Here is a 23,310-nt window from a genome sequence, read left to right as displayed (position 1 = left end):
GCGGACAGGTCAGTACAGCGCAGTCGACGGAGACCGGCTGTGGCGGCTAAAGGGCTAGTATACGGACGGCTTGGCGAAAATTGCCTGCATATCTGCGTCGACATGCAGCGCTTGTTTGGACCCGCCGGGCCTTGGGCGGTACCATGGGCCGAGAAAGTGGTGCCGGCCATAGAGGAACTGGTCGCCAGACATCCGCAGCGAACACTTTTCACCCGCTTTATCCCGGCCGAGCGGCCAGGTGAGGGACCGGGGATGTGGGCGAGCTACTATCGCCGGTGGGCAGAGGTGACGCTTTCCCATATCGATCCGGGCCTGATCGAGCTCATGCCACAACTTGCACGGTTCGTGCCGCCGGCCAAGCTCGTCGACAAGCACGTCTATTCGCCATGGACCGAAGGGCATCTCGACGCCCTGCTGCACGGTTCAGGCACAAACACCTTGGTGATTACCGGGGGTGAAACCGACGTCTGTGTGCTTGCCACCGTGCTGGGCGCCATCGATCGCGGCTTTCGCGTCGTTCTTGTCACCGACGCCATCTGCAGCTCCGCGGATCAAACGCATGATGCGCTGATGGAGCTTTATCGTTCGCGGTTCAGTGAGCAGGTCGAGGCAGTGACGATGCAGGAAGTCACGGATAGTTGGCAGTAAGATATGAAGGCTGACCAGTCTAACCCGCGCGCCGGAATGCCGAGGCGGTGACGCGGTTGCGGCCGCCGCGCTTGGCGGCATAGAGCGCCTTGTCGGCGGCGCTGAGCACCTTGTCGAAGCTGAGACCCTCCTTGGTGCCGAGGGCAAATCCGGCACTGACCGTGCATGTGAGCGAACCGGTCTCGGTTTCGATGCGACGCGCGGCGAAAGCTGCCCGTATGGCCTCGGCGGTGGCTTCCACCGTCTCGGGCAAGGTCCGCTTCAGCACCAGCGCGAATTCCTCGCCGCCCATGCGCGCGGCGACGTCGGCCGGGCGAAGATTGCCGGCGAGGTCCCTGGCGAACATCCTCAGCACCTCATCGCCGGCGGCATGGCCGAATTCGTCGTTGATGGCCTTGAAGCTGTCGAGGTCGAAGACGACCACCGCCGTGAAGGCGCCGATCGGGGCATCACCGTGCAGGTCGAACAGGGCGCGGCGGTTGAGCAGGCCTGTCAGCGGGTCGGTCAGGGCATTGTGGCGATGATGCCTGGCCAGACGCCCCTGATTGAGCGCCAACGACAAGGCTCCAATCCCGGTCATGCTAGCGATGACGATGATGAGGCTCAGCTCCTCGGCCCAGTTGCTGGGCGCATGTCCGAGGATCAGCTTTCCATCCCAGGCAAGAACCATGGCGCACAGAGCGAAGGACGTGGCCGTGGCCGAATAGAGCGCGGTGATGCCGATCGTGAGGGCAGGGGCTTCGTCGCGGCCTTTCCAGTATTCGAGCGCCGTTGCGAACAGAAGCAATGCGGCAAAGGCGTTTTCGAACATGAAGCCTAGCCCGTCATAGCCAAGAGCCATGGGAGGCAACGTCACAACCAGCGAAATGGCGCTGGCAATCGCCATTCGCGGCATTGGCGAGCCGCCGGTCCTGAACTGGTAGGCGGCGCCCAGCATTGTCGAAAAACCGAGCAGAAGGAAAGCCAGCGTGGCGATGCCCAGCAGGCGCCCAGGCATATCGATATAGGCGTCATAGATAAAAATATCGCCGACCACGAACACCAGGCTGATCGCCCATGTCAGCAGGAACCTCTCCGAGCGAGCGGTCAGCCACATGCCGAACAATGTCAGGCTCAGGCAGGCGGCGGAAAAACCGACAGCCAGCAGAAGTGAAGTGTAGTCAAGCGACATGCCCCTCGTTTCCTTGCCCCAAATCTGTGACTTGGCCTGCCTGGATTCATGCAGCAAGGAGGTATCGATAAGGTTACGACGGCGGCGAATCCTTGGCTTATTGGGTTAGAGGATCACCCCCGACAATAGCAGAATGACGCCGACAGCCATCATCAGCAGCCCCGGCCAATTCTGTGATAGGCCGAGGAAGCCTAATCCGCGCCGTCGTGGCTCAAGCGTCGGGCCGGACGTTGCGAGATTAGGCATCGGGCGGTCTGAAGCTACGGGCGTCGGATCACTGAGCCGCCCGCGTCTGAGAACGGCGACCGCCATGTACACAACGCCGGCGATGGTGAGCAACGCCCCGATGAGGATGATCGCCATCTTTCCTCGCTTTCTTCCGGTTCTCCTGATGCCAGCGTTCCGCCGGTTGGGCGCGCCTGGCCATCTCTGGGAAAAACCGGTCTTCGGCGAGCAGCGAGCCTATCGCGTCCACGCGAGGCACCTGCCCGGTCGCCCGCTAGTGAGGCAAAAACGGTCAACCTGCCCTGCAGGTTCCGACAGGAGTTGCCGGACCGGACCCGAGAGTGTGGAATTCGACGCTTAAACGGAAGGATAGCGCCGCAGGCTAGCTGCTCTAATCCGCCACGCGCTTCATCAGCGCCATGGCACCGAACGGCGCGCGCACCTTGCCCTCGGTGATGAAGTAGACGAATACGTCGCGTGGCTTGACCGGCGCCTCGGTCGAAGGATCGGCGCGTCGGAGATCGGCAGGCACCTTGCCTTCCGCCCAGGTCTTGGCGCGCGCCGCCCATTCATCGAGGCCCTTCGGCGTGTAGCAGTCGGGATTGTCGTCGCTGCCAGTCTGCAGCCGGGCATAGATGAAATCGCCGGTGACGTCGGCGATATCAGGATATTTGGCATGGTCGGCATAGACGATCGCGACCTCGTACTTGCGCACGAGCGCGGCGAATTCCGGCACGATAAAACTGTCGTTGCGCACTTCGACCGCATGGCGCAGCGCAACGCCGTCCTGCTTTTCCGGCAGCAGTTTCAGGAAAGCTTCGAAATCGTCCGGATCGAACTTTTTCGTCGGCGCGAACTGCCACAGGATCGGCCCGAGCTTTTCGCCGAGCGCGGCAACGCCCGAGCCGAGGAAACGCATCATCGACTCGCCGGCCTCGCCGAGCACGCGCCGGTTGGTGACGAAGCGGTTGCCCTTCAGCGCATAGACGAAACCGTCCGGCGCCTCGCTGGCCCATTTGACGAAGGTCGGCTCCTTGAAGCTGGAATAATAGGTGCCGTTGACCTCGATGCTCGGCACCTGCCGAGTGGCGTAGTTCAGCTGCTTGGCCTTGGAAAGCTTGTCGGGATAGAAGGACGTATCCCAGGGCTCGAAGGTCCAGCCGCCCATGCCGGCGCGGATTGTTCCCGATGTGCTCATTGTCATCCTCCCAAATGCTGAAAAAGATCAGGCCGCGGTGATCTCATCGACGGTTTTGGCCATGTCGACGAGCACCCATCCTGGCCGGTAGGGATTGGGCCGGCGACCCGTTTCGTGGAAACCGTAGGCCAGATAGAGTGCGATGTTCCGCTCCATCCTGGCGTTGGTGTAAAGCCGCACCTCGGGCAGGCCCCACAGGCGCGTCTGTTCGTCAGCGTGTTTCAGCAGCGCAATGCCGAAGCCTTTGCCTTGAAAGTCAGGGGAGACGGCGACGGAGAAGATCATCGCGTGGTCGTCATGCCGCTCCAGCGTGAGCACTCCGGCAAGCTCGCCGCCGTCCTCGAGCAGCCAGACTTCGCCACCCTCGATGCGTGGCGCATAGTCCTCGGTGACCGGGATCGGCGGCGCGCCGAACAGGGCGGTGTACGGCGCATAGGCCGCTTGCGTCAGCGAGACGACGGTTTGGAGATCACCGGCAAGCGCTCTTCTGATTGTCATTCAAAAGCTCTCCAGGCGCCAACCGGTCCGATCGTCACTCCGCCGCTTCGCGCTTGCCTCCGGGGCGACGCTCCAGCAGTTCCTTGAGGAACTGGCCGGTGTAGCTGCGCTTTTCGCGGACAATGGCTTCCGGCGTGCCGGAGGCGACCAGTTCGCCGCCGCCGTCGCCGCCTTCGGGGCCGAGATCGAGCACCCAGTCGGCGGTCTTGATCACCTCGAGATTGTGCTCGATGACCACCACCGTGTTGCCCTGGTCGACCAGTTCGTGCAGCACTTCCAACAGCTTGGCGACGTCGTGGAAATGCAGGCCGGTGGTCGGCTCGTCGAGGATGTAGAGCGTCTTGCCGGTCGCCTTGCGCGACAGTTCCTTGGCGAGCTTGATGCGCTGCGCCTCACCGCCGGACAGCGTCGTCGCCTGCTGGCCGATATGGATATAGCCGAGGCCGACCTGCTTCAACGTGTCGAGCTTGTCGCGCACGCCGGGCACGGCGGCAAAGAAATCGACGCCTTCCTCGACCGTCATGTCGAGCACGTCGGCGATCGATTTGCCCTTGAACAGGACATCGAGCGTCTCTCTGTTGTAGCGCTTGCCGTGGCACACGTCGCAAGTGACGTAGACGTCGGGGAGGAAATGCATCTCGATCTTGATGACGCCGTCGCCCTGGCAGGCCTCGCAGCGGCCGCCCTTGACGTTGAAGGAGAACCGGCCCGGCTGATAGCCGCGCGCCTTGGCTTCGGGCAGACCGGCGAACCAGTCGCGGATCGGCGTGAAGGCACCGGTATAGGTGGCAGGGTTGCTGCGCGGGGTCCTGCCAATGGGCGACTGGTCGATGTCGATGACCTTGTCCAGGAATTCGAGGCCTTCGATGCGGTCGTGGTCGGCAGGATGCTCACGCGAGCCCATGATGCGGCGCGACGCCGCCTTGAACAGCGTCTCGATCAGGAAGGTCGATTTGCCGCCGCCCGACACGCCGGTCACGGCGGTGAAGGTGCCGAGCGGGATTTCGGCGGTGACGTTCTTCAGATTGTTGCCGCGCGCGCCGACGATCTTGAGGCGCCGGTTCTTCTTCGCCTCGCGCCGCACGCCAGGCGTCGCCACTTCGAGCGCGCCCGACAGATATTTGCCGGTGATCGAATTGGGATTGGCCATGACCTGCTGCGGCGTGCCCTGGGCGATGATCTCGCCGCCATGGATACCGGCGGCCGGACCCATGTCGACGACATAGTCGGCATGCAGGATGGCGTCTTCATCATGTTCGACGACGATCACGGTGTTGCCGATATCGCGCAGGTGCTTGAGCGTATCCAGCAGGCGGGCATTGTCGCGCTGGTGCAGGCCGATCGACGGTTCGTCCAGCACATAGAGCACGCCGGTGAGGCCGGAGCCGATCTGCGACGCCAGCCGGATGCGCTGGCTCTCGCCGCCCGACAGCGTGCCGGAATTGCGCGACAGCGTCAGATAGTCGAGCCCGACATCGTTGAGGAAGCGCAGCCGCTCGCGGATCTCCTTCAAGACCCGCACCGCAATCTCGTTCTGCTTGTCGTTGAGTGACGCCGGCAGGTCGGTGAACCACTGGTCGGCCTTGCGGATGGAAAGCTCGGTGACTTCGCCGATGTGCTTGCCGGCGATTTTCACCGCCAGCGACTCGGGCTTCAGCCGATAACCCTTGCAGACCGGGCAAGGCGTGGCCGACATGAAGCGCTCGATCTCCTCGCGCATCCATGCGGATTCAGTCTCTTTCCAGCGTCGCTCGAGATTGGGGATGACGCCTTCGAAAGTCTTTGTCGTCTTATAGGAGCGCAGGCCGTCATCATACTGGAAGGTGATTTCGCGCTCGCCGGTGCCGCGCAGAATGGCTTCCTGGGCTTCCGTGGTTAGATCCTTGAACTTGTCGCCGAGCTTGAAGCCATAAGCCTTGCCGAGCGCTTCCAGCGTCTGCGCGTAATAGGGCGAGGTCGACTTGGCCCACGGGCTGACGGCGCCGTCGCGCAGCGAGATGTTTTCGTCCGGCACGATCAGATTGCCGTCGATGGCGCGCTGGCTGCCGAGACCGTCGCAGGTCGGGCAGGCGCCGAACGGATTGTTGAACGAGAACAGGCGCGGTTCGATTTCCGGAATGGTGAAGCCGGAAACCGGGCAAGCGAACTTTTCCGAGAACAGGATGCGCTCATGCGTCTCGTTCTTCGACTTGTTGACCGAATCCTCGCCGGTCTGGCTGGAATCCAGCGGCTTGTCGGCGAATTCGGCGACCGCCAGCCCTTCGGCCAATTTCAGCGCTGTTTCGATGGAATCGGCAAGCCGCGTTGCCAGATCGCCACGCACGACGATGCGGTCGACGACGACGTCGAGGTCGTGCTTGTACTTCTTGTCCAGCGCCGGCACGTCGGCGATCTCATAGAAGACGCCGTCGACCTTGACGCGTTGAAAGCCCTTCTTCTGCAGTTCCAGCAATTCCTTGCGGTACTCGCCTTTGCGGCCGCGCACCATCGGCGCCAGGATGAACAGGCGCGTACCTTCCTCGACCGCCAGCACGCGGTCGACCATCTGCGAAACCGTCTGGCTCTCGATCGGCAGGCCGGTGGCCGGCGAATAGGGGATGCCAACCCGCGCAAACAGAAGCCGCATGTAGTCGTAGATCTCGGTGACGGTGCCGACGGTCGAACGCGGGTTCTTCGAGGTGGTCTTCTGCTCGATGGAGATGGCGGGCGACAGGCCGTCGATCTGGTCGACGTCAGGCTTCTGCATCATTTCGAGGAATTGCCGTGCGTAGGCCGACAGGCTTTCGACGTAGCGGCGCTGGCCCTCGGCGTAGATGGTGTCGAAGGCAAGCGACGATTTGCCGGAACCCGACAGGCCGGTCATGACAATCAGGCTGTCACGCGGCAGGTCGAGATCGACATTCTTCAGATTGTGTTCGCGCGCCCCGCGAATGGAAAGATATTTATGGTCGGCCATAGCCGGTCGCCGCCTCAGAATCTGGAATTTCCTGGAATGGCGGGTTTTCCCGGCCATCCCCTATGTAGGTAGTTTTGCCGCCACGTCGAGAGACGCCACAATTCCCGACAAATGCGTTTAACCGTCTTTCGCGTGCACGGGCAAGCGGAAAGAACAAAGGCCGAACACGCTCCTGACAAAGCTGTGCAGAAACTGACTTGCACGTAACCTCCCTGCGATCACATTTTTCGGTAACCGGCTATTGAAGGTTGACGTCCCCGACTCAGGGGCGCAGACTCCAGCAGTCAACGAAGCCGGCCGTCTTTCGATGGCCTCGCCGCCCAGAGGCGGCCTGCGAGACGCCGCAGGCACTTGCGATTTGTGCTTCGGGACGACAACGTCGCAACGGACACAGGAGCGGAGCTATGACGCCACCGGATCGTCCCCCAGGGTTCCAGTTGTCACTGGAGCCGCGGCAGGCATAAGTGCCAGGGTTTAGCGTTTTCGCCACCCAGCAAACCGTGACCTGCCATCTCTCGTAAAAATCAGAGACTGCTAGTCGGATCGTCGGTTGAATGCCGCGGTGCATCCGAAATCAAACGCCGGCAGTACACTCCCGGCAAAATTGGATTTGAGATCCAAAAAGGCCCCGTCCGTTTGCGCAAAGCACGGCGGGGCCGTTTTCATGTGCGGATTGTTTTATTGGGCGATAGGCGCGGCGCGCCGGCACTCACTATCAGTGGCGCGGCAGCCCTGTTGAGCCGGCGCCGACATCGACGGTGATGCTACCGGAAATCCTGACATCCGTATCGCCGATCTTGAACTGACCATTGCCGTTGCTGGGAAACGCGTCGTCGGGTTCGGGTTTGGGAGCCGGCTTGGCGATACGATAGTCGCCGGTCACGCCGGGCAGGGCGCCTTTCTGCGCTGGCGAACTGTCCTCTGCAAAAGCCGCGCCGCTCACAAGGCCGGCAAAAGCGAGCACCACGACGGCGATGACGCGGCGCGATGGTCTGGACGGATAAGTGTCGGTCATCGCAAGACTATAGTGACGTGCCGGCGATGGGACCAGACCAGCGTCGTCAAATCTTCGACAACCGGCAGGAGCCAGGATCAGGGGCTTGGCTTCATGCCGCCTTTTTTCGCGTGTCGAAAACATGGTCGACGATGCCCCATGCCTGGGCTTCTCGGGCCGTCATGAAGTGGTCGCGGTCCAGTGTGCGCTCGACCTCTTCGTAGGTGCGGCCGCAATGCTGCGCGTAGAGTTTAGCCATGTGCCGTTTGGTCTGGCCGATCCGCTCGGCATGGCGCTGGATGTCGGAGGCCTGGCCCTGGAACCCGCCCAGCGGCTGATGCAGCAGGATGGTGGCGTTCGGCAGCGAGATGCGCCGCCCCGGCGTGCCGGCCATCAGCAGGAACGAGGCCATCGAGGCGGCAAAGCCCATGCACACGGTCGACACCGGGCAGCTGATATATTGCATCGTGTCGTAGATGGCGAAGCCGCTGGTCACCACGCCGCCCGGCGAGTTGATGTAGAGCGATATCTCTTTGTCGGGATTGTCCGATTCCAGCGACAGCAGCTGCGCGCAGACCAGCGCCGAGATGTCGTCGTTGATCTCGCCGTTGATGAAGACGATGCGCTCGCGCAGCAGCCGTGAAAAGATGTCGAAGGCACGTTCGCCGCGGCTCGATTGCTCGATCACCATTGGCACGAGATTGGCAACACCGCTCATGATCTTCTCTCCGTCCGTTTCGTTTTTCAGGCTGCACGCAGCAAGAGGCGAGGCGTGTTTGCGGCGATTGGCTTGCGTGAGTTGTTTGCGTCGAGTGAAAGCCGGCAGCCGGCGCCAGACATGGCAATTGCGGGCATTGCCGTCCGGGCGAAGCCGTCATGGACGATGCGCAGATGCGTGCCGCCGGAAACGGTGCGGGCGAGTGTGAAGGTGACAATGCTGTCCAATGGGCTGTCGAGCGGATCCTGCCGCGCGCCATCGCCTGGCTGCGAGCGCTCCCGCCAGGAATAGCGCAACAGCCGCTCGGGCTCGGCATCGAGGATCTCGCATTCGATCGGCGCATCCGGCCCGGCGAAGGCAAAACGATTGCCGATCTCGGGTCTGATGTCGTTCGGCATCATCCAGGCGGCGAGCAGCTCCGGTACGGTCAGGGCCCGCCAGACCTTTTCCGGCGGCTCGGCAAGGTCGTACTCGAACTCGATCGCATCCGGGGCGTCGTTTTGGCTCTCGTTGGTCGTTGATCCCGCCTTCTTCATTGATCCATGTCCTTCAAAACCGCCTTCAGCCTTTCGATGCGTTCCGGCCAGAAGGTCCGGTAGCGTTCGATCCAGGAGAGCAAGGGGGCGAGCCCCTGCGGGTCGGCGCGGTAGAAGGCGTTGCGGCCCGCACGCCGCTCGACCACCAGGCCGGCGCCACGCAGCACCGCCAGGTGCTGCGACACCGCGGGCTGCGACACCGTCATGCCGGTGCGCAATTCCGATACGCTCATCTCGCCGGCGGCGAGCCGCTCAAAAACGGCGCGGCGCGTGGGGTCGGCCAGGGCCCGGAAAATCTCTGCTTCGATCATGGTCAAAGCATAAGTCATCACTTATTGATTTGGCAAGCGCTCTTTTCAAACCCATATGAGGGCTTCGACATTGCTGCCATTCCTTGACAATCGGCAGGGATGCATATAAGAACGAAAAGGGAACAAAAACCTTGTGGGTAAAGGCAGCCGTGGCAGGCGGCTGACGTCGGCAGCCTGTAAGGTGCTGCGACAAAAATTTGTTTCAGATGAGCGCGGAGAAATATCATGGCGGGTAGCGTCAACAAGGTCATTCTGGTCGGCAACCTCGGTGCGGACCCTGAAATCCGCCGGCTGAACTCGGGCGAGCCGGTCGTCAACATTCGCATTGCCACCTCGGAAAGCTGGCGCGACAAGAATTCCGGCGAGCGCAAGGAAAAGACCGAGTGGCACAACGTCGTCATCTTCAATGAGGGCATCGCCAAGGTGGCCGAGCAGTATCTGAAGAAGGGCATGAAGGTCTATGTCGAGGGCCAGCTGCAGACGCGCAAATGGCAGGACCAGACCGGCGCCGACAAGTACACGACCGAAGTCGTGCTGCAGAAATTCCGCGGCGAGCTGCAGATGCTCGACGCGCGCGGACAGGGCGAAGGCGGCCAGGTCGGCGGCTATGCCGGTGGCGGCAGCACCCGTGGTTCCGATTTCGGCCAGTCCAGCCCGAGCGAAGGCTTCAATCGCGGTGGTGGCGGTGCCAAGAGCGGCGGCGGTGGCGGTTCGTCGCGCGAACTGGACGACGAGATTCCGTTCTGATCGCAACAGCAGATGTTATTTTTGGCTTAAGTCAAACATTGCGCCCCGAGAGTCCCTCATGGACTTTCGGGGTTTTGCATTGTCGAATTGAACGCTGATTTGGCGATCAACGAAATATGGCGAAGGACGAGTTCGATGAAAGCACGCGTAAAATGGGTTGAGGAGCGCACCTTCGTCGGCGAATCCGGCAGCGGCCACAAGGTCGTGCTGGGAACCGCGCCCGGACCGGAAGGCAGGACACCGGGACCGAGCCCGATGGAGCTGGTGCTGATCGGCACCGGCGGCTGTTCGGCCTATGATGTCGTGCATATCCTCGAAAAGGGGCGCGAGGTGGTCGAGGACTGCGTGGTAGAACTCGACGCCGACCGGGCCGAAACCGAGCCCAGGGTGTTCACCCGCATCCATATGCATTTCGTCGTCAAGGGCAGGGCGCTCTCGCCCGACAAGGTCAAACGGGCAATTGACCTCTCGATCGAAAAATATTGCTCGGCCTCCGCAATGTTGGCCAAGACCGCCACGATTACCCACGATTTCGAAGTGATCGACACGACGGCGCAGTAGGCAGTAGGCAGTAGGCACCGCCGTTCAGCCCGCCATCAGCGCCTTGATGCCGTCGGCGACGAACTGCACGGCCAGTGCCGCCAGGATGACGCCGAGCAGCCGGGTCAGGATCGAGCGGCCGGTCTGGCCGAGGATGCGGTCGATGCGTTCCGACAGCACGAACACCAGGTAGGTGATGGCGAGGCAGACGAAGATGATGCCGACCAGCGCCGCCTGCGCGGCAAAGCCCTGGAATGAGCCGGAGAGCAGCACAGTCGCCGAAATGGCGCCGGGGCCGGCGATCAGCGGGATCGCCAGCGGGAAAGCGGCGATGTTGTGGATCATGTCCTTGGTGATGGCGACGTCGCCGATCTTCTCCTTGCGGTCCTGCCGGCGCTCGAACACCATTTCGAAAGCGATGAAGAACAGGAGAAAACCGCCGGCGACGCGAAAGGCCGGCAGCGTGATGCCGAACACCGACAGGATCGAGGCGCCGGCGACCGCAAACAGCGCCATCACCAGGAAGCCGATGATCGAGGCGCGGACGGAAACCTGCTGGCGCTCCTCGCGGTTCATGCCGCGCGTCACGGCGAGGAACAGCGGCGCCAGGCCGGGCGGATCGATGGTCACGAGGATGGTGACGAAGGCGTTGAACAGGCTGTCGAAACTCGGCATCTCTGACCCCTCCCGCCGGGCCGTGCCCGTACCATCATATTGGTAGAGCAAAGCCCGGTCGGTGGGAACTGTCAGAGCGACGAAACCAGGTTTAGCCGGCAGTGCTGCCGCAATAGGCCTCTAGGCGATAGCCGTCTGGGTCGACGACAAAGGCGGCATAGTAGTTGTCGCCATAGTCGGCGCGCAGACCCGGCGCGCCATTGTCACTGCCGCCTTCGCGTAGCGCGTCGGCATGAAAAGTGTCGACGCTGGCCCGCGTTGGTGCGGCGAAGCAGAAATGCAGACCGGATTTGTCGTCGGATGGCACAGGCCGAGCCGCCTCGTTCACCCATAGCACGACGTTTTGAGCGCCATAACCAAGCGAACCCAGTGACTGGCTGAGGCAGCTGTAGCCGAGCGGCTTCAGCGCGGCGTCATAGAAGCGCTTGGAGGCGGCAGAATCGCGGACGCCGATCGAGATATGATCGAACATGATTTTCTCCATTGTTACAATGTCTTATGGTGTCAGATTCCCGCTGTTCGGTGTGCCAGGAACTCGACTTCCAGCCGCCATGTCGCGCCATTGTCGTGCGAGCGCTCGCCCAGCCATCGGAAGGAGTTTTCGGTGATGCGTGAAAAGCTCCAGCGCACCGATGAGCCGGTGCCGTCGGTGCCCACTTGCACGATCGTGTCACCCTCGGCGCGGCCGAGCTGGCGGCTGAAATACTGGTTGCGCGGGTCGCTCCAGAAGATGTGCCAGGCATCCGCGCCAGGATCATAGACGCGCAGCGTCGTGCCGTAGAAAGTCCATTTGCCAAGCGAAGGCTGGGAGCCGGCGTCCCGCGAGGGCAGGATCCAGACGTCCTGGATCGCCCGGCCTTCCAGCACCCAGCCGAAATGCACCTCGCCACGCCCGGTCAACACGGTGCCGTCCTCGAGGTGGCGCGAGGCGTCGAATGTCCAGGCGCCGACGAAGCGGCCGTAAAGGCTCAGCTTTTCGGCGAGCCCTTCCGCTGGTCCGGGGCTGTGCAGGGCTTCGGCAAAGGAGGATTGATCGAACATGGTTCCGGTCTCTTTTTGTCAGGAGACAGAGAGGAGTAGGCGGTGATGGGGTTCTGGGCTTGGGAAAAATTGCTATATTCCGGTCATGACAGCGACCACGCATACGCTCGCATCCGGACCCGGCTGGCACGTGACGGATGTGATCTGCACGGCTAGCGCCGGCGACCGGTCGTTTGAGGAAGCACATCAGGATTTCTGTGTCGCCGCGGTCACCAGCGGGACGTTCCGCTACCGTGCGCAACAAGGTACGGCGATGCTGGCGCCCGGCGCGCTTCTGCTCGGCAATCCCGGCACATGCTATGAATGCGGGCACGAGCACGGCAGCGGAGACCGTTGCCTCTCGTTCCATTTCGGGCCGGCCTACATGGAACGGATCGCGGCTGGCGTGCCGGGCGCCAGGAAGCTGGCCTTCGAGGCGCCACGCCTGCCGCCTTTGCCGGTCCTGGCGCCACTGCTGGCTGAGGCGGAAACCGCGCGCGAGATGGCCGACATGGACGCCTTCGAGGAACTCGGACTGCGCATTGCCGGGGCCGCTGTGGCCACAGTCTCCGGCACTACGGATGCCAGAAGCGCGCCAAGCCGCCGCGATCAGAAGCGGGTGGCCGAGGCAGTGCGGCGGATCGAACTCGATGCCGATGGGCCGGTCTCGCTTTCAGCGCTTGCCGATGAAACGGCGACCAGTCCCTATCATTTCCTGCGCATCTTCCGGCAGGTCGCGGGCATGACGCCCTATCAGTTCCTGCTCAAGACGCGATTGCACAGGGCCGCGCTGCGGCTGGGCATGTCTGACGATGCGGTCTCGGCGATTGCTTTCGAGGCCGGCTTCAACGATCTGTCTACCTTCAATCGTCGTTTTCGGCGGATCATGGGCGAGACGCCGGGCCAGTACCGCAGCCGCCGCGCGGCGGCGCGCTAAAGCTTGCCGCTTAGTCCGATGTCGGCCCGCACCAGCCGGGCAGATAGTCCGAGTCCTTGCTCTTGGAGAGGCTAAGGGCCTCCTTCATCGCCTTGTCGAAATTCTTCGCCACAGCATCCCGGTCGATGCGCCGGCGAAAAAAGTCCGCCCACAGGAATTCGCTGAACGGCGTGGTATCCTTGGCAAAGCCGCCTTGCCGACGCAGTTCGCCGGCCAGGCTCCTGTAGGGATCGTCGATGAGTTCGGCCATGGTTTTGGGAATGGCGTCATAGTCCCGGCGCTTGCCGCTTTCGTCGAACGGGTGCATCCAGCCGCGATTGTCGAGCACGACGAAAAAGGCCTCCTTATCGAGGCCCGACAGGTCGCTGATCACCGTGACCAAGACATCGCTGATGCCTTCCTCGAGAAGGGCGCGGGCGAGATGGTGGTGATCGGTGACGTAGTTGCGCTTCTTCGGCCCCAGCACGACCGGAACCATGTGGCTGCCCAGAAACGTGCCGGTCTTTCTGGCGCTCTGCGAGCGGATCATCTGGCGCTTCAAGGCGACTTCCCGCATGCCGACGGTGATCTGCGTCGGCCGCAAATCCCTGACAGCGACGGGGGTCAGCAAGGGTTCCCGCTGGGTCGTCATTGGTTTCGTCCTGTTGTTGTGTCTTTTGGTCTGGACCAAGTGCCTTGATGGCGGCATCGACGCTGTGAAAGATACGCTCGGGACCGATCAGCTCGGCGATGCCAAATCGTGCCAGCGCCGCCTGGGCACGCAGCGATTCCAGCCGCGCGATGGCAAATATCGCTCCCGACTGGCGGCAATGGATGATGGTGTCGATCAGGGCTTGCGCGGCTGTGTAGTCGATCTCGACGATGTTGCTGGCCTCCAGCACGACCAGCCTCACGCTCTCGGTCCTGGCGTCGATGAGATCGCAAAGACCGCGCTTGAAGCGGTCGGCATTGACGAAAGACAGCGGCGCCTGGAACGCCGCGACCAGCACGCCGGGGAGTTGTTCGCCGACAGCAGGCTGGCCGGGCGGCCACCACACCGAACTGCCCGGCACCTGTTCCAGTTCGATCGGAAGCGTGCGGGTCGCGCTCCAGATGCCGTGCAGCAGCGACAGGCCGATGCCGATCGCCACGCCGGTCTCGATCGGCAGCACGACGATCGCTGCCATGGTGATGAGGATCAGTGCGAATTCGACCGGCGCCTGCCGGTAGACATTGGCGAATACCTTCCAGCGCAGAATGTGCTGCGCCACGAACAGCAGAACACCGGCAAGGGCGGCCTGTGGAACATCGGCAAGCAGGCCGCCGCCGAAAGCACCGAACGCCAGCACGATGGCCGCGGCAATGAGGCCGGACAATTGCGAGCGGCCGCCCGACTGGGCGACGATTGCGGTGCGCGGCGGGCTGGCATTGACGGCAAAGGCGCCGAACAGGCCCGATACGATGCTGCCGGCGCCAACGCCGACGAAATCGCGATTGATGTCGGGAGCCTCGCCCTGTTGCGGCGCGAAGGAACGGGAGGTGGCCGCCGTCTGCACCATGACGACGATGGCGATCAGCAATGCCAGTGGAAACAGCGCCTGCACATCGTCGAGACTGGCACGCGGCAGGCCGGCTTGTAGCAGCCCATTGGGCAAGGCGCCGAGCACTTCGACGCCGCGGTCCTTAAGGCCGAGGACGGCAACCGCGATGGTGGCGAGCACCATGGCGATCAACGCGCCGGGGACGCGGGCGCTGATCCGGTCGGCACAGAAGACGATCGCGAACACGCCGAGACCGAGCCCGAGGCTCCAGGGATTGGTGAGATGGAGATTGCCGGCGATCTCACCGATGCGCCGCAACGTCTCGCCGCTTTCGGCGGGCAGGCCGAGCAATCCGGGCAATTGCGAAACGATGATATGGACGGCGATGCCGGCCAGAAAACCCGTTGTGACCGGCACCGACAAGAGGTCGGCGATCCAGCCAAGGCGAAAGACACCGCTGAGCGTCACGATCAGCCCGACCATCAGCGCCAGCATGGCTGCCAGCGCCAGATAATGCGGCGACCCGGATGCGGCGAGCATCGCGAGGCCACCGGCAAACAAGGGCGTGATGGTCGAATCCGCGCCGGACGAGAGATGCCGGTTGGCACCGAACAGGGCAAATGCCACCGAACCGGCGACAAAGGCGAAGAAGCCGATCTCCGGGGCAAAGCCGCCCAGCCGGGCCGTTGCCATCTGTTCGGGAATGGCAATCGCCGCCAGTGTCACGCCCGCGATCAGATCGCTGTTGAGATCCCGCGGTCGCCAACCGCTCAGTGCTCGCAAAGGCAGCCACGGGGTCCAATTCATCGCGCTCGTGGCTTTCGCAGGGGAAAACGGTCCATTGCAGGCTTTTGCCTCAGTGCGGCGAAAACCGCCTTGGCCATATCGTCGCAATCAGTGGTATCCATTTGAAATTACCACCAAAAATGACACTGGAAAAGTGCCTGGCATGTTGGAGTTTCAGCCTTGCTTCCTATATAAGCACCAAGTGATTCCTGATTAGATTGTGATCCGATTTGACCGACCAGAAGACACCGCGCGGCGCCGAAGGCGGCCCCACCGGCATCGAGCCGATATCCATCGTCGAGGAGATGCAACGTTCCTATCTCGATTACGCCATGAGCGTGATCGTCAGCCGTGCGCTGCCCGATGTGCGCGACGGCCTGAAGCCGGTGCACCGCCGCATTCTCTTCGCCGCCCATGAGAGCGGCTACCACTGGAACCGCAAATATGTGAAGTCGGCGCGTCCGGTCGCCGACGTGATGGGTAAATACCATCCGCATGGCGACGCTTCCATCTATGACGCCTTGGTGCGCATGGCGCAGGACTGGTCGCTGCGCGTGCCGCTGATCGACGGACAGGGCAATTTCGGTTCCATCGACGGCGATCCGCCTGCGGCGATGCGCTACACGGAAGCGCGGCTTACCAAGGTCGCGCATGAGCTTTTGGAGGATATCGACAAGGACACCGTCGATTTCCAGGATACGTATGATGCGTCGGGCAGCGAACCAAAGGTTCTGCCGGCACGGTTTCCCAATCTTCTGGTCAACGGCTCCGGCGGCATCGCCGTCGGCATGGCGACCAACATCCCGCCGCACAATCTCAGTGAAATCTGCAACGGCGCCATCGCCATCATCGACAATCCGGCGATCGACCTGCCGGCGTTGATGGAGATCATTCCGGGACCGGATTTCCCGACCGGTGGCATCGTGCTTGGCCGTTCCGGCATCTACAGCGCCTATTCGACCGGCCGCGGCTCCATCGTCATGCGCGGCAAGGTCAACATCGAGCAGCGCGGCAACGACCGCGAGTCGATCATCATCACCGAAGTTCCCTACCAGGTGAACAAGTCGTCGATGATCGAGAAGATGGCCGAACTGGTGCGCGACAAGCGCATCGAGGGCATTTCCGACATTCGCGACGAGAGCGACCGGCAGGGCTACCGGGTTGTCATTGAATTGAAGCGCGACGCCGTTGCCGACGTCATCCTCAACCAGCTCTATCGTTTCACGCCGCTGCAGACCTCTTTCGGCGCCAATATGGTGGCGCTGAACGGCGGCAAGCCGGAAGTGATGAACCTGACCGATATGCTGAAGGCGTTCGTCACCTTCCGCGAAGAGGTGATTACCCGGCGGACGAAATTCCTGCTGCGCAAGGCGCGCGACCGCGCCCATGTGCTGGTCGGTCTCGCTATCGCCGTCGCCAACATCGACGAGGTCATCAAACTGATCCGCACCGCGCCGGATCCGCAGACCGCGCGTGAGCAGTTGATGGAGCGGCGCTGGCCGTCCGGCGACGTCGAATCGCTGATCCTTCTGATCGACGATCCGCGCCATCGCATCAACGAGGACGGCACCTACAATCTGTCCGAGGAGCAGGCGCGCGCCATCCTCGAGCTGCGCCTGCAGCGCCTGACCGCGCTCGGCCGCGACGAAATCGCCGACGAGTTGAACACGATCGGTGCCGAAATCATTGATTATCTGGACATTTTGTCTTCCCGCGCGCGCGTCCAGCAGATCGTCAAGGACGAGCTTGCCGCCGTACGCGACGAGTTCGGCACGCCACGCCGCACCGAGCTCACCGATGGTGGGGCGGACATGGAAGACGAGGACCTGATCCAGCGCGAGGACATGGTCGTGACGGTGAGCCATTCCGGCTACATCAAGCGCGTGCCGTTGTCGCTCTACCGGGCACAGCGCCGTGGCGGCAAGGGCCGCTCCGGCATGTCGACCAAGGAAGAGGATTTCGTCACCCGGCTGTTCGTCGCCAACACGCATACGCCGGTGCTGTTCTTCTCATCGCGCGGCATCGTCTACAAGGAAAAGGTCTGGCGGCTGCCGATCGGCAATCCGCAGTCGCGCGGCAAGGCGCTGATCAACATGCTGCCGCTGGAGCAGGGCGAGCGCATCACCACCATCATGCCGCTGCCCGAGGACGAGACCAGTTGGGGCGAGCTCGACGTGATGTTCGCCACCACGCGCGGCACCGTGCGCCGCAACAAGCTTTCCGATTTCGTCCAGGTCAACCGCAATGGCAAGATCGCCATGAAGCTGGAGGAGGAGGGCGACGAGATCCTTGGCGTCGAGACCTGCACCGACAATGACGACGTGCTTCTGACCGCCAGTTCCGGTCAATGCATCCGCTTCTCGGTTGGCGACGTGCGCGTCTTCCAGAGCCGCAATTCTGTCGGCGTGCGCGGCATAACCATGGCTGAGACCGACCGCATCATCTCGATGTCGGTGATCGAGAATGTCGATGCGCCGCCGGCCGAGCGCGCTGCCTATCTGAAGCGAGCGGCGGCCGAACGGCGGCTTGCCGCTGGAATCGCTGCCGGCGAAGAGGAAGAGATCGCGCTGACCAATGAAGAGGTCGGCGAGGAGACGGAGCTTTCCGACGAACGCTACGAGTTCCTCAAGGCGCATGAGAAGTACGTGCTGACGGTGACCGAATTCGGCTACGGCAAGCGCTCTTCGTCCTATGATTTCCGGCTGACCGGACGTGGCGGCAAGGGCATCCGCGCCACCGATGTGTCGAAGGTGGCCGAGATCGGCCGGCTGGTGGCGACCTTCCCGGTCGGCAATGACGATCAGATCATGCTGGTATCGGATGGCGGCACCGTTATCCGGGTGCCGGTCAACGGCATCCGTTTCGCCAGCCGCGCCACCAAGGGCGTGACCATCTTCAACACGGCTGAAGGTGAAAAGGTGGTGTCGGTCGAGCGAATCTCGGAACCGCAATCGGATGAAGAAAGCGAAGAGATCGTCGAGGGCGGTGCTGATGCCGCTGCGGCGCCTGACGCCGGTCCGGAAGGTGCGGACTAGGTCCGGCACCCAGGTTTTGACATAGCAACGCCGGCCCATCGGCCGGCGCGGCAGCAAGTTCAGGCTCTATCAGTTCAGTAGTGACGATAGGGCTTGCGGGGGCCGAAGCCTTCGAAGCGCTTGGTGTTTGCCTTGACGCGGACACGTTGTGCCTCCTGATGCAGCCCAAAGACGGTGGCGATCAGCATGGCGACGGTCATTGCGGTGGCGAGCATGTAGATCAGCATGTGCGTGTTCTCCTGCGCCTAACAACGGATAGATGGGATTTTGGTTTCATCTTATTTAGGTGCAACCTAGTGAACGCTGCGTGAAGGCTTCGTGATCAGCGTGTTCATCTGTCGTTCATGTGCCGGAAAAGGTTCACGGCCGGCGCGCCGATCGGATTTGCCTTTGCGAGAGAGGCTCGCTAGAAGCACCTGCCATGACTGAACGCATCGCCCTCTATGCCGGCTCCTTCGACCCGCTGACCAACGGCCATCTCGACGTGCTGAAGGCGTCGCTGGCGGTGGCCGACATCGTCTATGCGGCGATCGGCATTCATCCGGGAAAGCAGCCGCTGTTTTCCTTCGAGGAGCGGGTGAAGCTGATCGAGACAGCGACGAAGGCAGAATTCGGCAGCGACGGCGCCCGCATCAAGGTCGTCGCCTTCGACGGGCTGGTCATCGACGCGGCCAGGAAGCAGGGCGCCTCGATCATGATCCGCGGCCTGCGTGACGGCACCGACCTCGACTATGAGATGCAGATGGCCGGCATGAACGAGACCATGGCGCCTGAACTGCAGACGGTTTTTCTGCCCGCCAGCCCTTCCGTGCGCACCATTACCGCCACACTTGTCCGCCAGATTGCCTCGATGGGAGGCGACATCCGCCCCTTCGTGCCGGCGGCGGTTGCCGGCGCGCTCACCGCCAAATTCAAGAAATAAGACCCGGAGACAGATATGCAGCTGAAAAAGCTCGCCTCGTTCCTCGTTGTGCTTGCCGGTCTTGTGACCGCATCGGTCTCGGCTTTTGCCGCCGACCCGGAAAACACCATGATCGTCACGCTGAAGGACGGCGACGTCACCATTGCGCTGAGGCCCGACCTCGCGCCCAAGCATGTCGCCCAGATCAAGAAGCTGGTGCGCCAGGGCGCCTATGACAACGTCGCCTTCCATCGCGTCATCGACGGCTTCATGGCGCAGACCGGCGACGTCAAGTTCGGCAATATGAAAAAGGGGTTCAGCGCCGAGGCCGTCGGCACCGGTGGTTCCGATCTGCCCGACCTGCCGGCCGAATTCTCGCAGACCGAACACTACAAGCGCGGCGTGGTCGGCATGGCCCGCTCGCAGGACCCCAACTCTGCCAATTCGCAGTTCTTCATCATGTTCGCGCCGGCGCCGCCGCTCGATGGGCAGTACACCATCGTCGGCAATGTCGTCAGCGGCATGGAACTGGTGGATCACATCAAGAAGGGCGACCAGGCGGACAACGGCACGGTCTCCGATCCCGACCGGATGATCAAGGTGCGCATCGCTGCCGACAAATAACTCTGTTTTCTCAAAAGGATATCTGACATGGCCGAAATCAAGGACCGCGAGAACGCGCTCATCATGGAAACGACCAAGGGCAAGGTCGTCATCGAACTTTTCCCCGACCTGGCGCCCGGCCATGTCGCCCGCATCAAGGAACTGGCCCGCGAAGGCGCCTATGACGGCGTGGTCTTTCACCGCGTCATCGAAGGCTTCATGGCGCAGACCGGCGACGTCAAGTTCGGCAATTCCTCGAAGCCGACATTCGCTCCATCCCGCGCGGGCATGGGCGGCTCGGAAAAGCCGGATTTGAAGGCTGAATTCTCCAACGCCAACCATGGCCGCGGCACCTGCTCGATGGCCCGGTCGCAGAACCCGAACTCGGCCAATTCGCAGTTCTTCATCTGCTTTGACGATGCCGCCTTCCTCAACCGTCAGTATACGGTCTGGGGCCAGGTCATCGAAGGCATGGACAATGTCGACAAGATCAAGCGCGGCGAGCCGGTGCAGGATCCCGACAAGATCGTGTCGCTGAAGGTCGCGGCTGACGTCAAGTAAGGGTAAGCGACAATGATGGGCGTCGTCTGGTCGCTTCTCGGCATCCTGTCCGGCGCCTTCATTGCCATTCAGGCACCGATCAATTCGCAGTTGGCGCGCGGCCTGGGTCTCCCGGTCGCGGCGGCTGCGTTTTCGTTCCTGTCGGGCGCGATCGTGCTCGGCATCATCTCCGTTACGGTGGTGAAGCTGCAAGGTATCTCGCTCGACTGGAAAGCGCCGGCGCCCTGGCTGTTCGTGGCCGGTGGCATGCTCGGCGGCTTCTATGTCACGCTGTCGACGATTCTGACGCCGCGCATCGGCGCCGCCGCGCTGATGGCGTTTCTGGTCGCCGGCCAGTTGCTGGCCGGCATGCTCATCGACCGCGTCGGCTTCCTCGGCGTCGCGGTGCGTGAAATCTCGCTCGGCCGCATCGCCGGCGCGGTGCTGCTGCTGGCCGGAGCGCTGCTCGTCCGGCTCTACTGATGCGCGTCGACCTCTTCGACTTCGACCTGCCGGAGGAGCGCATCGCGCTTCGCCCTGCGGAGCCGCGCGACAGCGCCAAGATGCTGGTGGTCAAGTCAGGCGAAGGGTTGGACGACCGCAGGGTTGGCGACCTGCCGTCTTTGCTGAGGGCGGGCGACGTGCTGGTGTTCAACGACACCAAGGTCATTCCGGCGCAGCTCAAAGGCATCAGACGGCGCGGCGAGGCGGCGGCGCAGGTCGAAGCCACGCTGCATATGCGCATGGCGCCGGATCGCTGGCTGGCCTTCATGCGGCCAGGCAAGCGCATCGCCGCAGGCGACCGCATCCATTTCGGCCATGACGGCAATTCCTGTTTCCTCGGCCAGCTCGACGCCACGGTGATCGAGAAAGGCGAGGGCGGCGAAGCACTGCTTGGCTTCGACCTGTCGGGGCCATTTCTCGACGAGGCACTGCACGCCGTCGGCCATATTCCGCTGCCGCCCTATATCGCCTCGAAGCGCGACGATGACGAACGCGACCGGGCCGACTACCAGACCATTTATGCCCGCGAGGAAGGCGCCGTCGCGGCACCGACAGCGGGCCTGCATTTCACGCCGGAGCTTTTTGCAGCGCTTGACGCCAAGGGCATCGAACGCCGCTTCGTCACCCTGCATGTCGGCGCCGGCACGTTCCTGCCGGTGAAGGCGGACGACACCGCCGACCACAAGATGCATGCCGAGACCGGTTCGGTCAGCCGAGAAACCGCGGATGCGCTCAATGCGGCGAAGGCGAGGGGCGGGCGCATCGTTGCTGTCGGCACGACCTCGCTGCGGCTGCTGGAGAGTGCGGCGCGTGAGGACGGCACTCTGCTTGCATGGTCCGGCCCGACCGATATCTTCATCACGCCCGGCTACCGCTTTCGCACCGCCGACATGCTGATGACCAATTTCCACCTGCCGCGCTCGACACTGTTCATGCTGGTTTCGGCCTTCAGCGGCCTCGAGACGATGCGCGCGGCCTATGCGCATGCCATCGAGAACCGCTACAGATTCTATTCCTATGGCGACGCAAGCCTGCTTTTCCGAGCGGAGACGAGCGATGGACAGTCGCTCGACAAGCAGGCACCGGGCGCCCCGGTCCACGACAAGGAATTCAATGGCTAAGCCGTTCAGCTTCAAGGTTCTGGCGACTGACGGTAAGGCGCGGCGCGGTGTGATCGACATGCCGCGTGGCGAAATCCGCACGCCGGCCTTCATGCCGGTCGGCACCGGCGGCACCGTCAAGGCAATGTATATGGACCAGGTGCGCGGCGTTGGCGCCGACATCATCCTGGGCAACACCTACCATCTGATGCTGCGGCCTGGCGCCGAGCGCGTGGCGCGGCTCGGCGGCCTGCATGAATTCGCCCGCTGGCCGCATCCGATCCTGACCGACAGCGGCGGGTTCCAGGTGATGTCGCTGTCGAAGCTGAGAAAGCTGACTGAAAAGGGCGTCACCTTCCGCTCGCACATAGACGGCGCCGCCTACGAGATGTCGCCGGAACGCTCGATCGAGATCCAGGGGCTGCTCGATTCCGACATCCAGATGCAGCTCGACGAATGCACGGCGCTGCCGGCCGAGATGAAGGAGATCGAGCGCGCCATGGAGTTGTCGCTACGCTGGGCCGAGCGCTGCAAGACGGCGTTCGGCGACCAGCCGGGCAAGGCGATGTTCGGCATCGTGCAAGGCGGTGACAATGCAGCACTGCGGATGCGTTCGGCGCAGGCGCTGAGCGCAATGGAGTTGAAAGGCTACGCTGTTGGCGGCCTTGCCGTCGGCGAGCCGCAAGCCGTGATGCTCGAAATGCTCGACATCACCTGTCCGGAACTGCCCGACAACAAGCCGCGCTATCTGATGGGTGTCGGCACGCCGGACGATATCCTTAAATCGGTGGCACGCGGCATCGACATGTTCGATTGTGTGATGCCGACGCGGGCCGGCCGCCACGGCCTTGCCTATACAAGGCGCGGCAAGGTCAATCTGCGCAACGCCCGCCATGCCGACGATCCGCGTCCACTGGATGAGGAAAGCGATTGCCCGGCCGCCCGGGACTACTCGCGCGCCTATCTGCATCATCTGGTGCGCTCGCAGGAAGCGCTTGGCGCCATGCTTTTGACCTGGAACAATCTTTCCTACTACCAGAAACTGATGCAGGACATCCGCGCTGCGATCGAGGTCGGCACCTTCCAGGCGCGCGGCGCAGAAATCACCGAGGGCTGGGCGAGGGGCGATATCTCGTTGCTGTGAGGC

The 23,310-nt window shown here is 62.7% G+C and carries 25 protein-coding genes and 1 pseudogene; 11 read left to right on the top strand and 15 right to left on the bottom strand.

Translation table 11 applies throughout. From position 1 onward, the window contains the following. The first annotated feature begins 39 nt into the window (after positions 1–39). Positions 40–648: a cysteine hydrolase family protein gene (locus C8D77_RS25475; RefSeq protein WP_109669205.1), complete on the top strand. Its 609-nt coding sequence runs from the start codon at positions 40–42 to the stop codon at positions 646–648. A 19-nt stretch (positions 649–667) separates the two neighbouring features. Here the strand turns inward: C8D77_RS25475 and C8D77_RS25470 are convergent, their stop codons facing one another. The 9 genes from C8D77_RS25470 to C8D77_RS25430 form a co-directional block, all read right to left on the bottom strand. Continuing rightward, a complete protein-coding gene (locus tag C8D77_RS25470; RefSeq protein ID WP_109669371.1) occupies positions 668–1,819 on the bottom strand; it encodes a GGDEF domain-containing protein in 1,152 nt (383 codons plus the stop codon). A 105-nt stretch (positions 1,820–1,924) separates the two neighbouring features. Continuing rightward, positions 1,925–2,182 carry a hypothetical protein gene (locus C8D77_RS25465; RefSeq protein WP_109669203.1) on the bottom strand — a complete coding sequence of 86 codons (258 nt, stop codon included), beginning with the start codon at positions 2,180–2,182 and terminating at the stop codon, positions 1,925–1,927. Positions 2,183–2,435: 253 nt separating this feature from the next. After that, complete coding sequence (locus C8D77_RS25460) at positions 2,436–3,242, bottom strand: DUF72 domain-containing protein (RefSeq protein WP_109669201.1); 807 nt, start codon at positions 3,240–3,242, stop codon at positions 2,436–2,438. Positions 3,243–3,269: 27 nt separating this feature from the next. Next, positions 3,270–3,740, bottom strand: coding sequence for a GNAT family N-acetyltransferase (locus C8D77_RS25455; protein ID WP_109669198.1), 471 nt, complete (start codon positions 3,738–3,740; stop codon positions 3,270–3,272). 34 nt (positions 3,741–3,774) lie between these two features. Next, on the bottom strand, positions 3,775–6,696 hold the full coding sequence (gene uvrA / locus C8D77_RS25450) for an excinuclease ABC subunit UvrA (protein ID WP_109669196.1): 2,922 nt from the start codon (positions 6,694–6,696) through the stop codon (positions 3,775–3,777). Positions 6,697–7,411: 715 nt separating this feature from the next. Continuing rightward, positions 7,412–7,711 (bottom strand): hypothetical protein, encoded by a 300-nt coding sequence (locus C8D77_RS25445; RefSeq protein ID WP_109669193.1) that lies wholly within the window; start codon positions 7,709–7,711, stop codon positions 7,412–7,414. Between the two features lie 91 nt (positions 7,712–7,802). Further along, positions 7,803–8,408, bottom strand: coding sequence for an ATP-dependent Clp protease proteolytic subunit (locus tag C8D77_RS25440; protein ID WP_109669190.1), 606 nt, complete (start codon positions 8,406–8,408; stop codon positions 7,803–7,805). 26 nt (positions 8,409–8,434) lie between these two features. Continuing rightward, a complete protein-coding gene (locus C8D77_RS25435; protein ID WP_109669188.1) occupies positions 8,435–8,944 on the bottom strand; it encodes an SRPBCC family protein in 510 nt (169 codons plus the stop codon). Further along, the gene (locus tag C8D77_RS25430) at positions 8,941–9,255 is read right to left on the bottom strand and encodes an ArsR/SmtB family transcription factor (protein ID WP_056582312.1); all 315 of its coding nucleotides are present in this window, start codon (positions 9,253–9,255) and stop codon (positions 8,941–8,943) included. The genes C8D77_RS25435 and C8D77_RS25430 overlap by 4 nt, the downstream gene beginning before the upstream one ends. Before the next feature lie 225 nt (positions 9,256–9,480). Here C8D77_RS25430 and C8D77_RS25425 point away from each other — a divergent pair, with 225 nt between their 5' ends. Together C8D77_RS25425 and C8D77_RS25420 are read left to right on the top strand one after the other, a co-directional pair. After that, positions 9,481–10,002, top strand: coding sequence for a single-stranded DNA-binding protein (locus C8D77_RS25425; RefSeq protein ID WP_109669185.1), 522 nt, complete (start codon positions 9,481–9,483; stop codon positions 10,000–10,002). 135 nt (positions 10,003–10,137) lie between these two features. Then, complete coding sequence (locus C8D77_RS25420) at positions 10,138–10,563, top strand: OsmC family protein (protein ID WP_109669182.1); 426 nt, start codon at positions 10,138–10,140, stop codon at positions 10,561–10,563. Between the two features lie 24 nt (positions 10,564–10,587). Here C8D77_RS25420 and C8D77_RS25415 read toward each other — a convergent pair whose 3' ends face one another. The 3 genes from C8D77_RS25415 to C8D77_RS25405 form a co-directional block, all read right to left on the bottom strand. Next, on the bottom strand, positions 10,588–11,217 hold the full coding sequence (locus C8D77_RS25415; RefSeq protein WP_023670949.1) for a MarC family protein: 630 nt from the start codon (positions 11,215–11,217) through the stop codon (positions 10,588–10,590). 91 nt (positions 11,218–11,308) lie between these two features. Next, complete coding sequence (locus C8D77_RS25410; protein WP_109669369.1) at positions 11,309–11,689, bottom strand: VOC family protein; 381 nt, start codon at positions 11,687–11,689, stop codon at positions 11,309–11,311. A 32-nt stretch (positions 11,690–11,721) separates the two neighbouring features. Continuing rightward, positions 11,722–12,258, bottom strand: coding sequence for a hypothetical protein (locus tag C8D77_RS25405; protein WP_109669179.1), 537 nt, complete (start codon positions 12,256–12,258; stop codon positions 11,722–11,724). Positions 12,259–12,343: 85 nt separating this feature from the next. Between C8D77_RS25405 and C8D77_RS25400 the strand changes: the two genes are divergently transcribed. Continuing rightward, on the top strand, positions 12,344–13,174 hold the full coding sequence (locus tag C8D77_RS25400) for a helix-turn-helix transcriptional regulator (RefSeq protein WP_109669177.1): 831 nt from the start codon (positions 12,344–12,346) through the stop codon (positions 13,172–13,174). 10 nt (positions 13,175–13,184) lie between these two features. Here C8D77_RS25400 and C8D77_RS25395 read toward each other — a convergent pair whose 3' ends face one another. Both C8D77_RS25395 and C8D77_RS25390 read right to left on the bottom strand, forming a co-directional pair. Continuing rightward, positions 13,185–13,805, bottom strand: a complete 621-nt coding sequence (locus tag C8D77_RS25395) for a ParB-like protein (protein WP_109669174.1) — start codon at positions 13,803–13,805, stop codon at positions 13,185–13,187. Between the two features lie 22 nt (positions 13,806–13,827). Further along, positions 13,828–15,501, bottom strand: a pseudogene (locus C8D77_RS25390) (SulP family inorganic anion transporter); the annotation flags it as partial. 209 nt (positions 15,502–15,710) lie between these two features. Between C8D77_RS25390 and gyrA the strand changes: the two are divergent. Beyond that, complete coding sequence (gene gyrA, locus C8D77_RS25385; RefSeq protein WP_109669172.1) at positions 15,711–18,515, top strand: DNA gyrase subunit A; 2,805 nt, start codon at positions 15,711–15,713, stop codon at positions 18,513–18,515. Positions 18,516–18,589: 74 nt separating this feature from the next. On the opposite strand, the gene C8D77_RS25380 is transcribed toward gyrA, so the two are convergent. Continuing rightward, positions 18,590–18,742, bottom strand: a complete 153-nt coding sequence (locus C8D77_RS25380) for a hypothetical protein (protein ID WP_082525247.1) — start codon at positions 18,740–18,742, stop codon at positions 18,590–18,592. A 194-nt stretch (positions 18,743–18,936) separates the two neighbouring features. Between C8D77_RS25380 and coaD the strand changes: the two genes are divergently transcribed. The 6 genes from coaD to tgt all read left to right on the top strand — a co-directional run bounded on the left by coaD (position 18,937) and on the right by tgt (position 23,307). Beyond that, complete coding sequence (gene coaD, locus C8D77_RS25375) at positions 18,937–19,437, top strand: pantetheine-phosphate adenylyltransferase (RefSeq protein WP_109669169.1); 501 nt, start codon at positions 18,937–18,939, stop codon at positions 19,435–19,437. A gap of 108 nt (positions 19,438–19,545) precedes the next feature. Further along, on the top strand, positions 19,546–20,040 hold the full coding sequence (locus C8D77_RS25370) for a peptidylprolyl isomerase (RefSeq protein WP_245951871.1): 495 nt from the start codon (positions 19,546–19,548) through the stop codon (positions 20,038–20,040). 27 nt (positions 20,041–20,067) lie between these two features. Beyond that, positions 20,068–20,580: a peptidylprolyl isomerase gene (locus tag C8D77_RS25365; protein WP_109669164.1), complete on the top strand. Its 513-nt coding sequence runs from the start codon at positions 20,068–20,070 to the stop codon at positions 20,578–20,580. A gap of 12 nt (positions 20,581–20,592) precedes the next feature. After that, complete coding sequence (locus tag C8D77_RS25360; protein WP_109669161.1) at positions 20,593–21,042, top strand: DMT family transporter; 450 nt, start codon at positions 20,593–20,595, stop codon at positions 21,040–21,042. Next, positions 21,042–22,184 carry a tRNA preQ1(34) S-adenosylmethionine ribosyltransferase-isomerase QueA gene (gene queA / locus C8D77_RS25355; protein ID WP_109669158.1) on the top strand — a complete coding sequence of 381 codons (1,143 nt, stop codon included), beginning with the start codon at positions 21,042–21,044 and terminating at the stop codon, positions 22,182–22,184. Before C8D77_RS25360 ends, queA begins: the two co-directional genes overlap by 1 nt. After that, positions 22,177–23,307: a tRNA guanosine(34) transglycosylase Tgt gene (tgt, locus tag C8D77_RS25350; protein ID WP_109669156.1), complete on the top strand. Its 1,131-nt coding sequence runs from the start codon at positions 22,177–22,179 to the stop codon at positions 23,305–23,307. Before queA ends, tgt begins: the two co-directional genes overlap by 8 nt. Positions 23,308–23,310: the final 3 nt, after the last annotated feature.

It is taken from the genome of Mesorhizobium loti, assembly GCF_003148495.1.
GTDB lineage: Bacteria > Pseudomonadota > Alphaproteobacteria > Rhizobiales > Rhizobiaceae > Mesorhizobium > Mesorhizobium loti.
The sequence above is the reverse complement of the archived record's forward strand: the minus strand, read 5'-3'. Positions and strand labels throughout refer to the sequence as shown.

Coding starts and splice junctions, on each gene's coding strand:
- C8D77_RS25445 (WP_109669193.1), bottom strand. CDS start 7,711: ATGACCGACACTTATCCGTCCAGACCATCGCGCCGCGTCATCGCCGTC.
- C8D77_RS25365 (WP_109669164.1), top strand. CDS start 20,068: ATGGCCGAAATCAAGGACCGCGAGAACGCGCTCATCATGGAAACGACC.
- C8D77_RS25410 (WP_109669369.1), bottom strand. CDS start 11,689: ATGTTCGATCATATCTCGATCGGCGTCCGCGATTCTGCCGCCTCCAAG.
- C8D77_RS25360 (WP_109669161.1), top strand. CDS start 20,593: ATGATGGGCGTCGTCTGGTCGCTTCTCGGCATCCTGTCCGGCGCCTTC.
- C8D77_RS25425 (WP_109669185.1), top strand. CDS start 9,481: ATGGCGGGTAGCGTCAACAAGGTCATTCTGGTCGGCAACCTCGGTGCG.
- C8D77_RS25380 (WP_082525247.1), bottom strand. CDS start 18,742: ATGCTGATCTACATGCTCGCCACCGCAATGACCGTCGCCATGCTGATC.
- tgt (WP_109669156.1), top strand. CDS start 22,177: ATGGCTAAGCCGTTCAGCTTCAAGGTTCTGGCGACTGACGGTAAGGCG.
- uvrA (WP_109669196.1), bottom strand. CDS start 6,696: ATGGCCGACCATAAATATCTTTCCATTCGCGGGGCGCGCGAACACAAT.
- C8D77_RS25415 (WP_023670949.1), bottom strand. CDS start 11,217: ATGCCGAGTTTCGACAGCCTGTTCAACGCCTTCGTCACCATCCTCGTG.
- C8D77_RS25435 (WP_109669188.1), bottom strand. CDS start 8,944: ATGAAGAAGGCGGGATCAACGACCAACGAGAGCCAAAACGACGCCCCG.
- C8D77_RS25465 (WP_109669203.1), bottom strand. CDS start 2,182: ATGGCGATCATCCTCATCGGGGCGTTGCTCACCATCGCCGGCGTTGTG.
- C8D77_RS25400 (WP_109669177.1), top strand. CDS start 12,344: ATGACAGCGACCACGCATACGCTCGCATCCGGACCCGGCTGGCACGTG.
- C8D77_RS25370 (WP_245951871.1), top strand. CDS start 19,546: ATGATCGTCACGCTGAAGGACGGCGACGTCACCATTGCGCTGAGGCCC.
- C8D77_RS25455 (WP_109669198.1), bottom strand. CDS start 3,740: ATGACAATCAGAAGAGCGCTTGCCGGTGATCTCCAAACCGTCGTCTCG.
- C8D77_RS25460 (WP_109669201.1), bottom strand. CDS start 3,242: ATGAGCACATCGGGAACAATCCGCGCCGGCATGGGCGGCTGGACCTTC.
- coaD (WP_109669169.1), top strand. CDS start 18,937: ATGACTGAACGCATCGCCCTCTATGCCGGCTCCTTCGACCCGCTGACC.
- queA (WP_109669158.1), top strand. CDS start 21,042: ATGCGCGTCGACCTCTTCGACTTCGACCTGCCGGAGGAGCGCATCGCG.
- C8D77_RS25470 (WP_109669371.1), bottom strand. CDS start 1,819: ATGTCGCTTGACTACACTTCACTTCTGCTGGCTGTCGGTTTTTCCGCC.
- C8D77_RS25395 (WP_109669174.1), bottom strand. CDS start 13,805: ATGACGACCCAGCGGGAACCCTTGCTGACCCCCGTCGCTGTCAGGGAT.
- C8D77_RS25440 (WP_109669190.1), bottom strand. CDS start 8,408: ATGAGCGGTGTTGCCAATCTCGTGCCAATGGTGATCGAGCAATCGAGC.
- C8D77_RS25420 (WP_109669182.1), top strand. CDS start 10,138: ATGAAAGCACGCGTAAAATGGGTTGAGGAGCGCACCTTCGTCGGCGAA.
- C8D77_RS25430 (WP_056582312.1), bottom strand. CDS start 9,255: ATGATCGAAGCAGAGATTTTCCGGGCCCTGGCCGACCCCACGCGCCGC.
- C8D77_RS25405 (WP_109669179.1), bottom strand. CDS start 12,258: ATGTTCGATCAATCCTCCTTTGCCGAAGCCCTGCACAGCCCCGGACCA.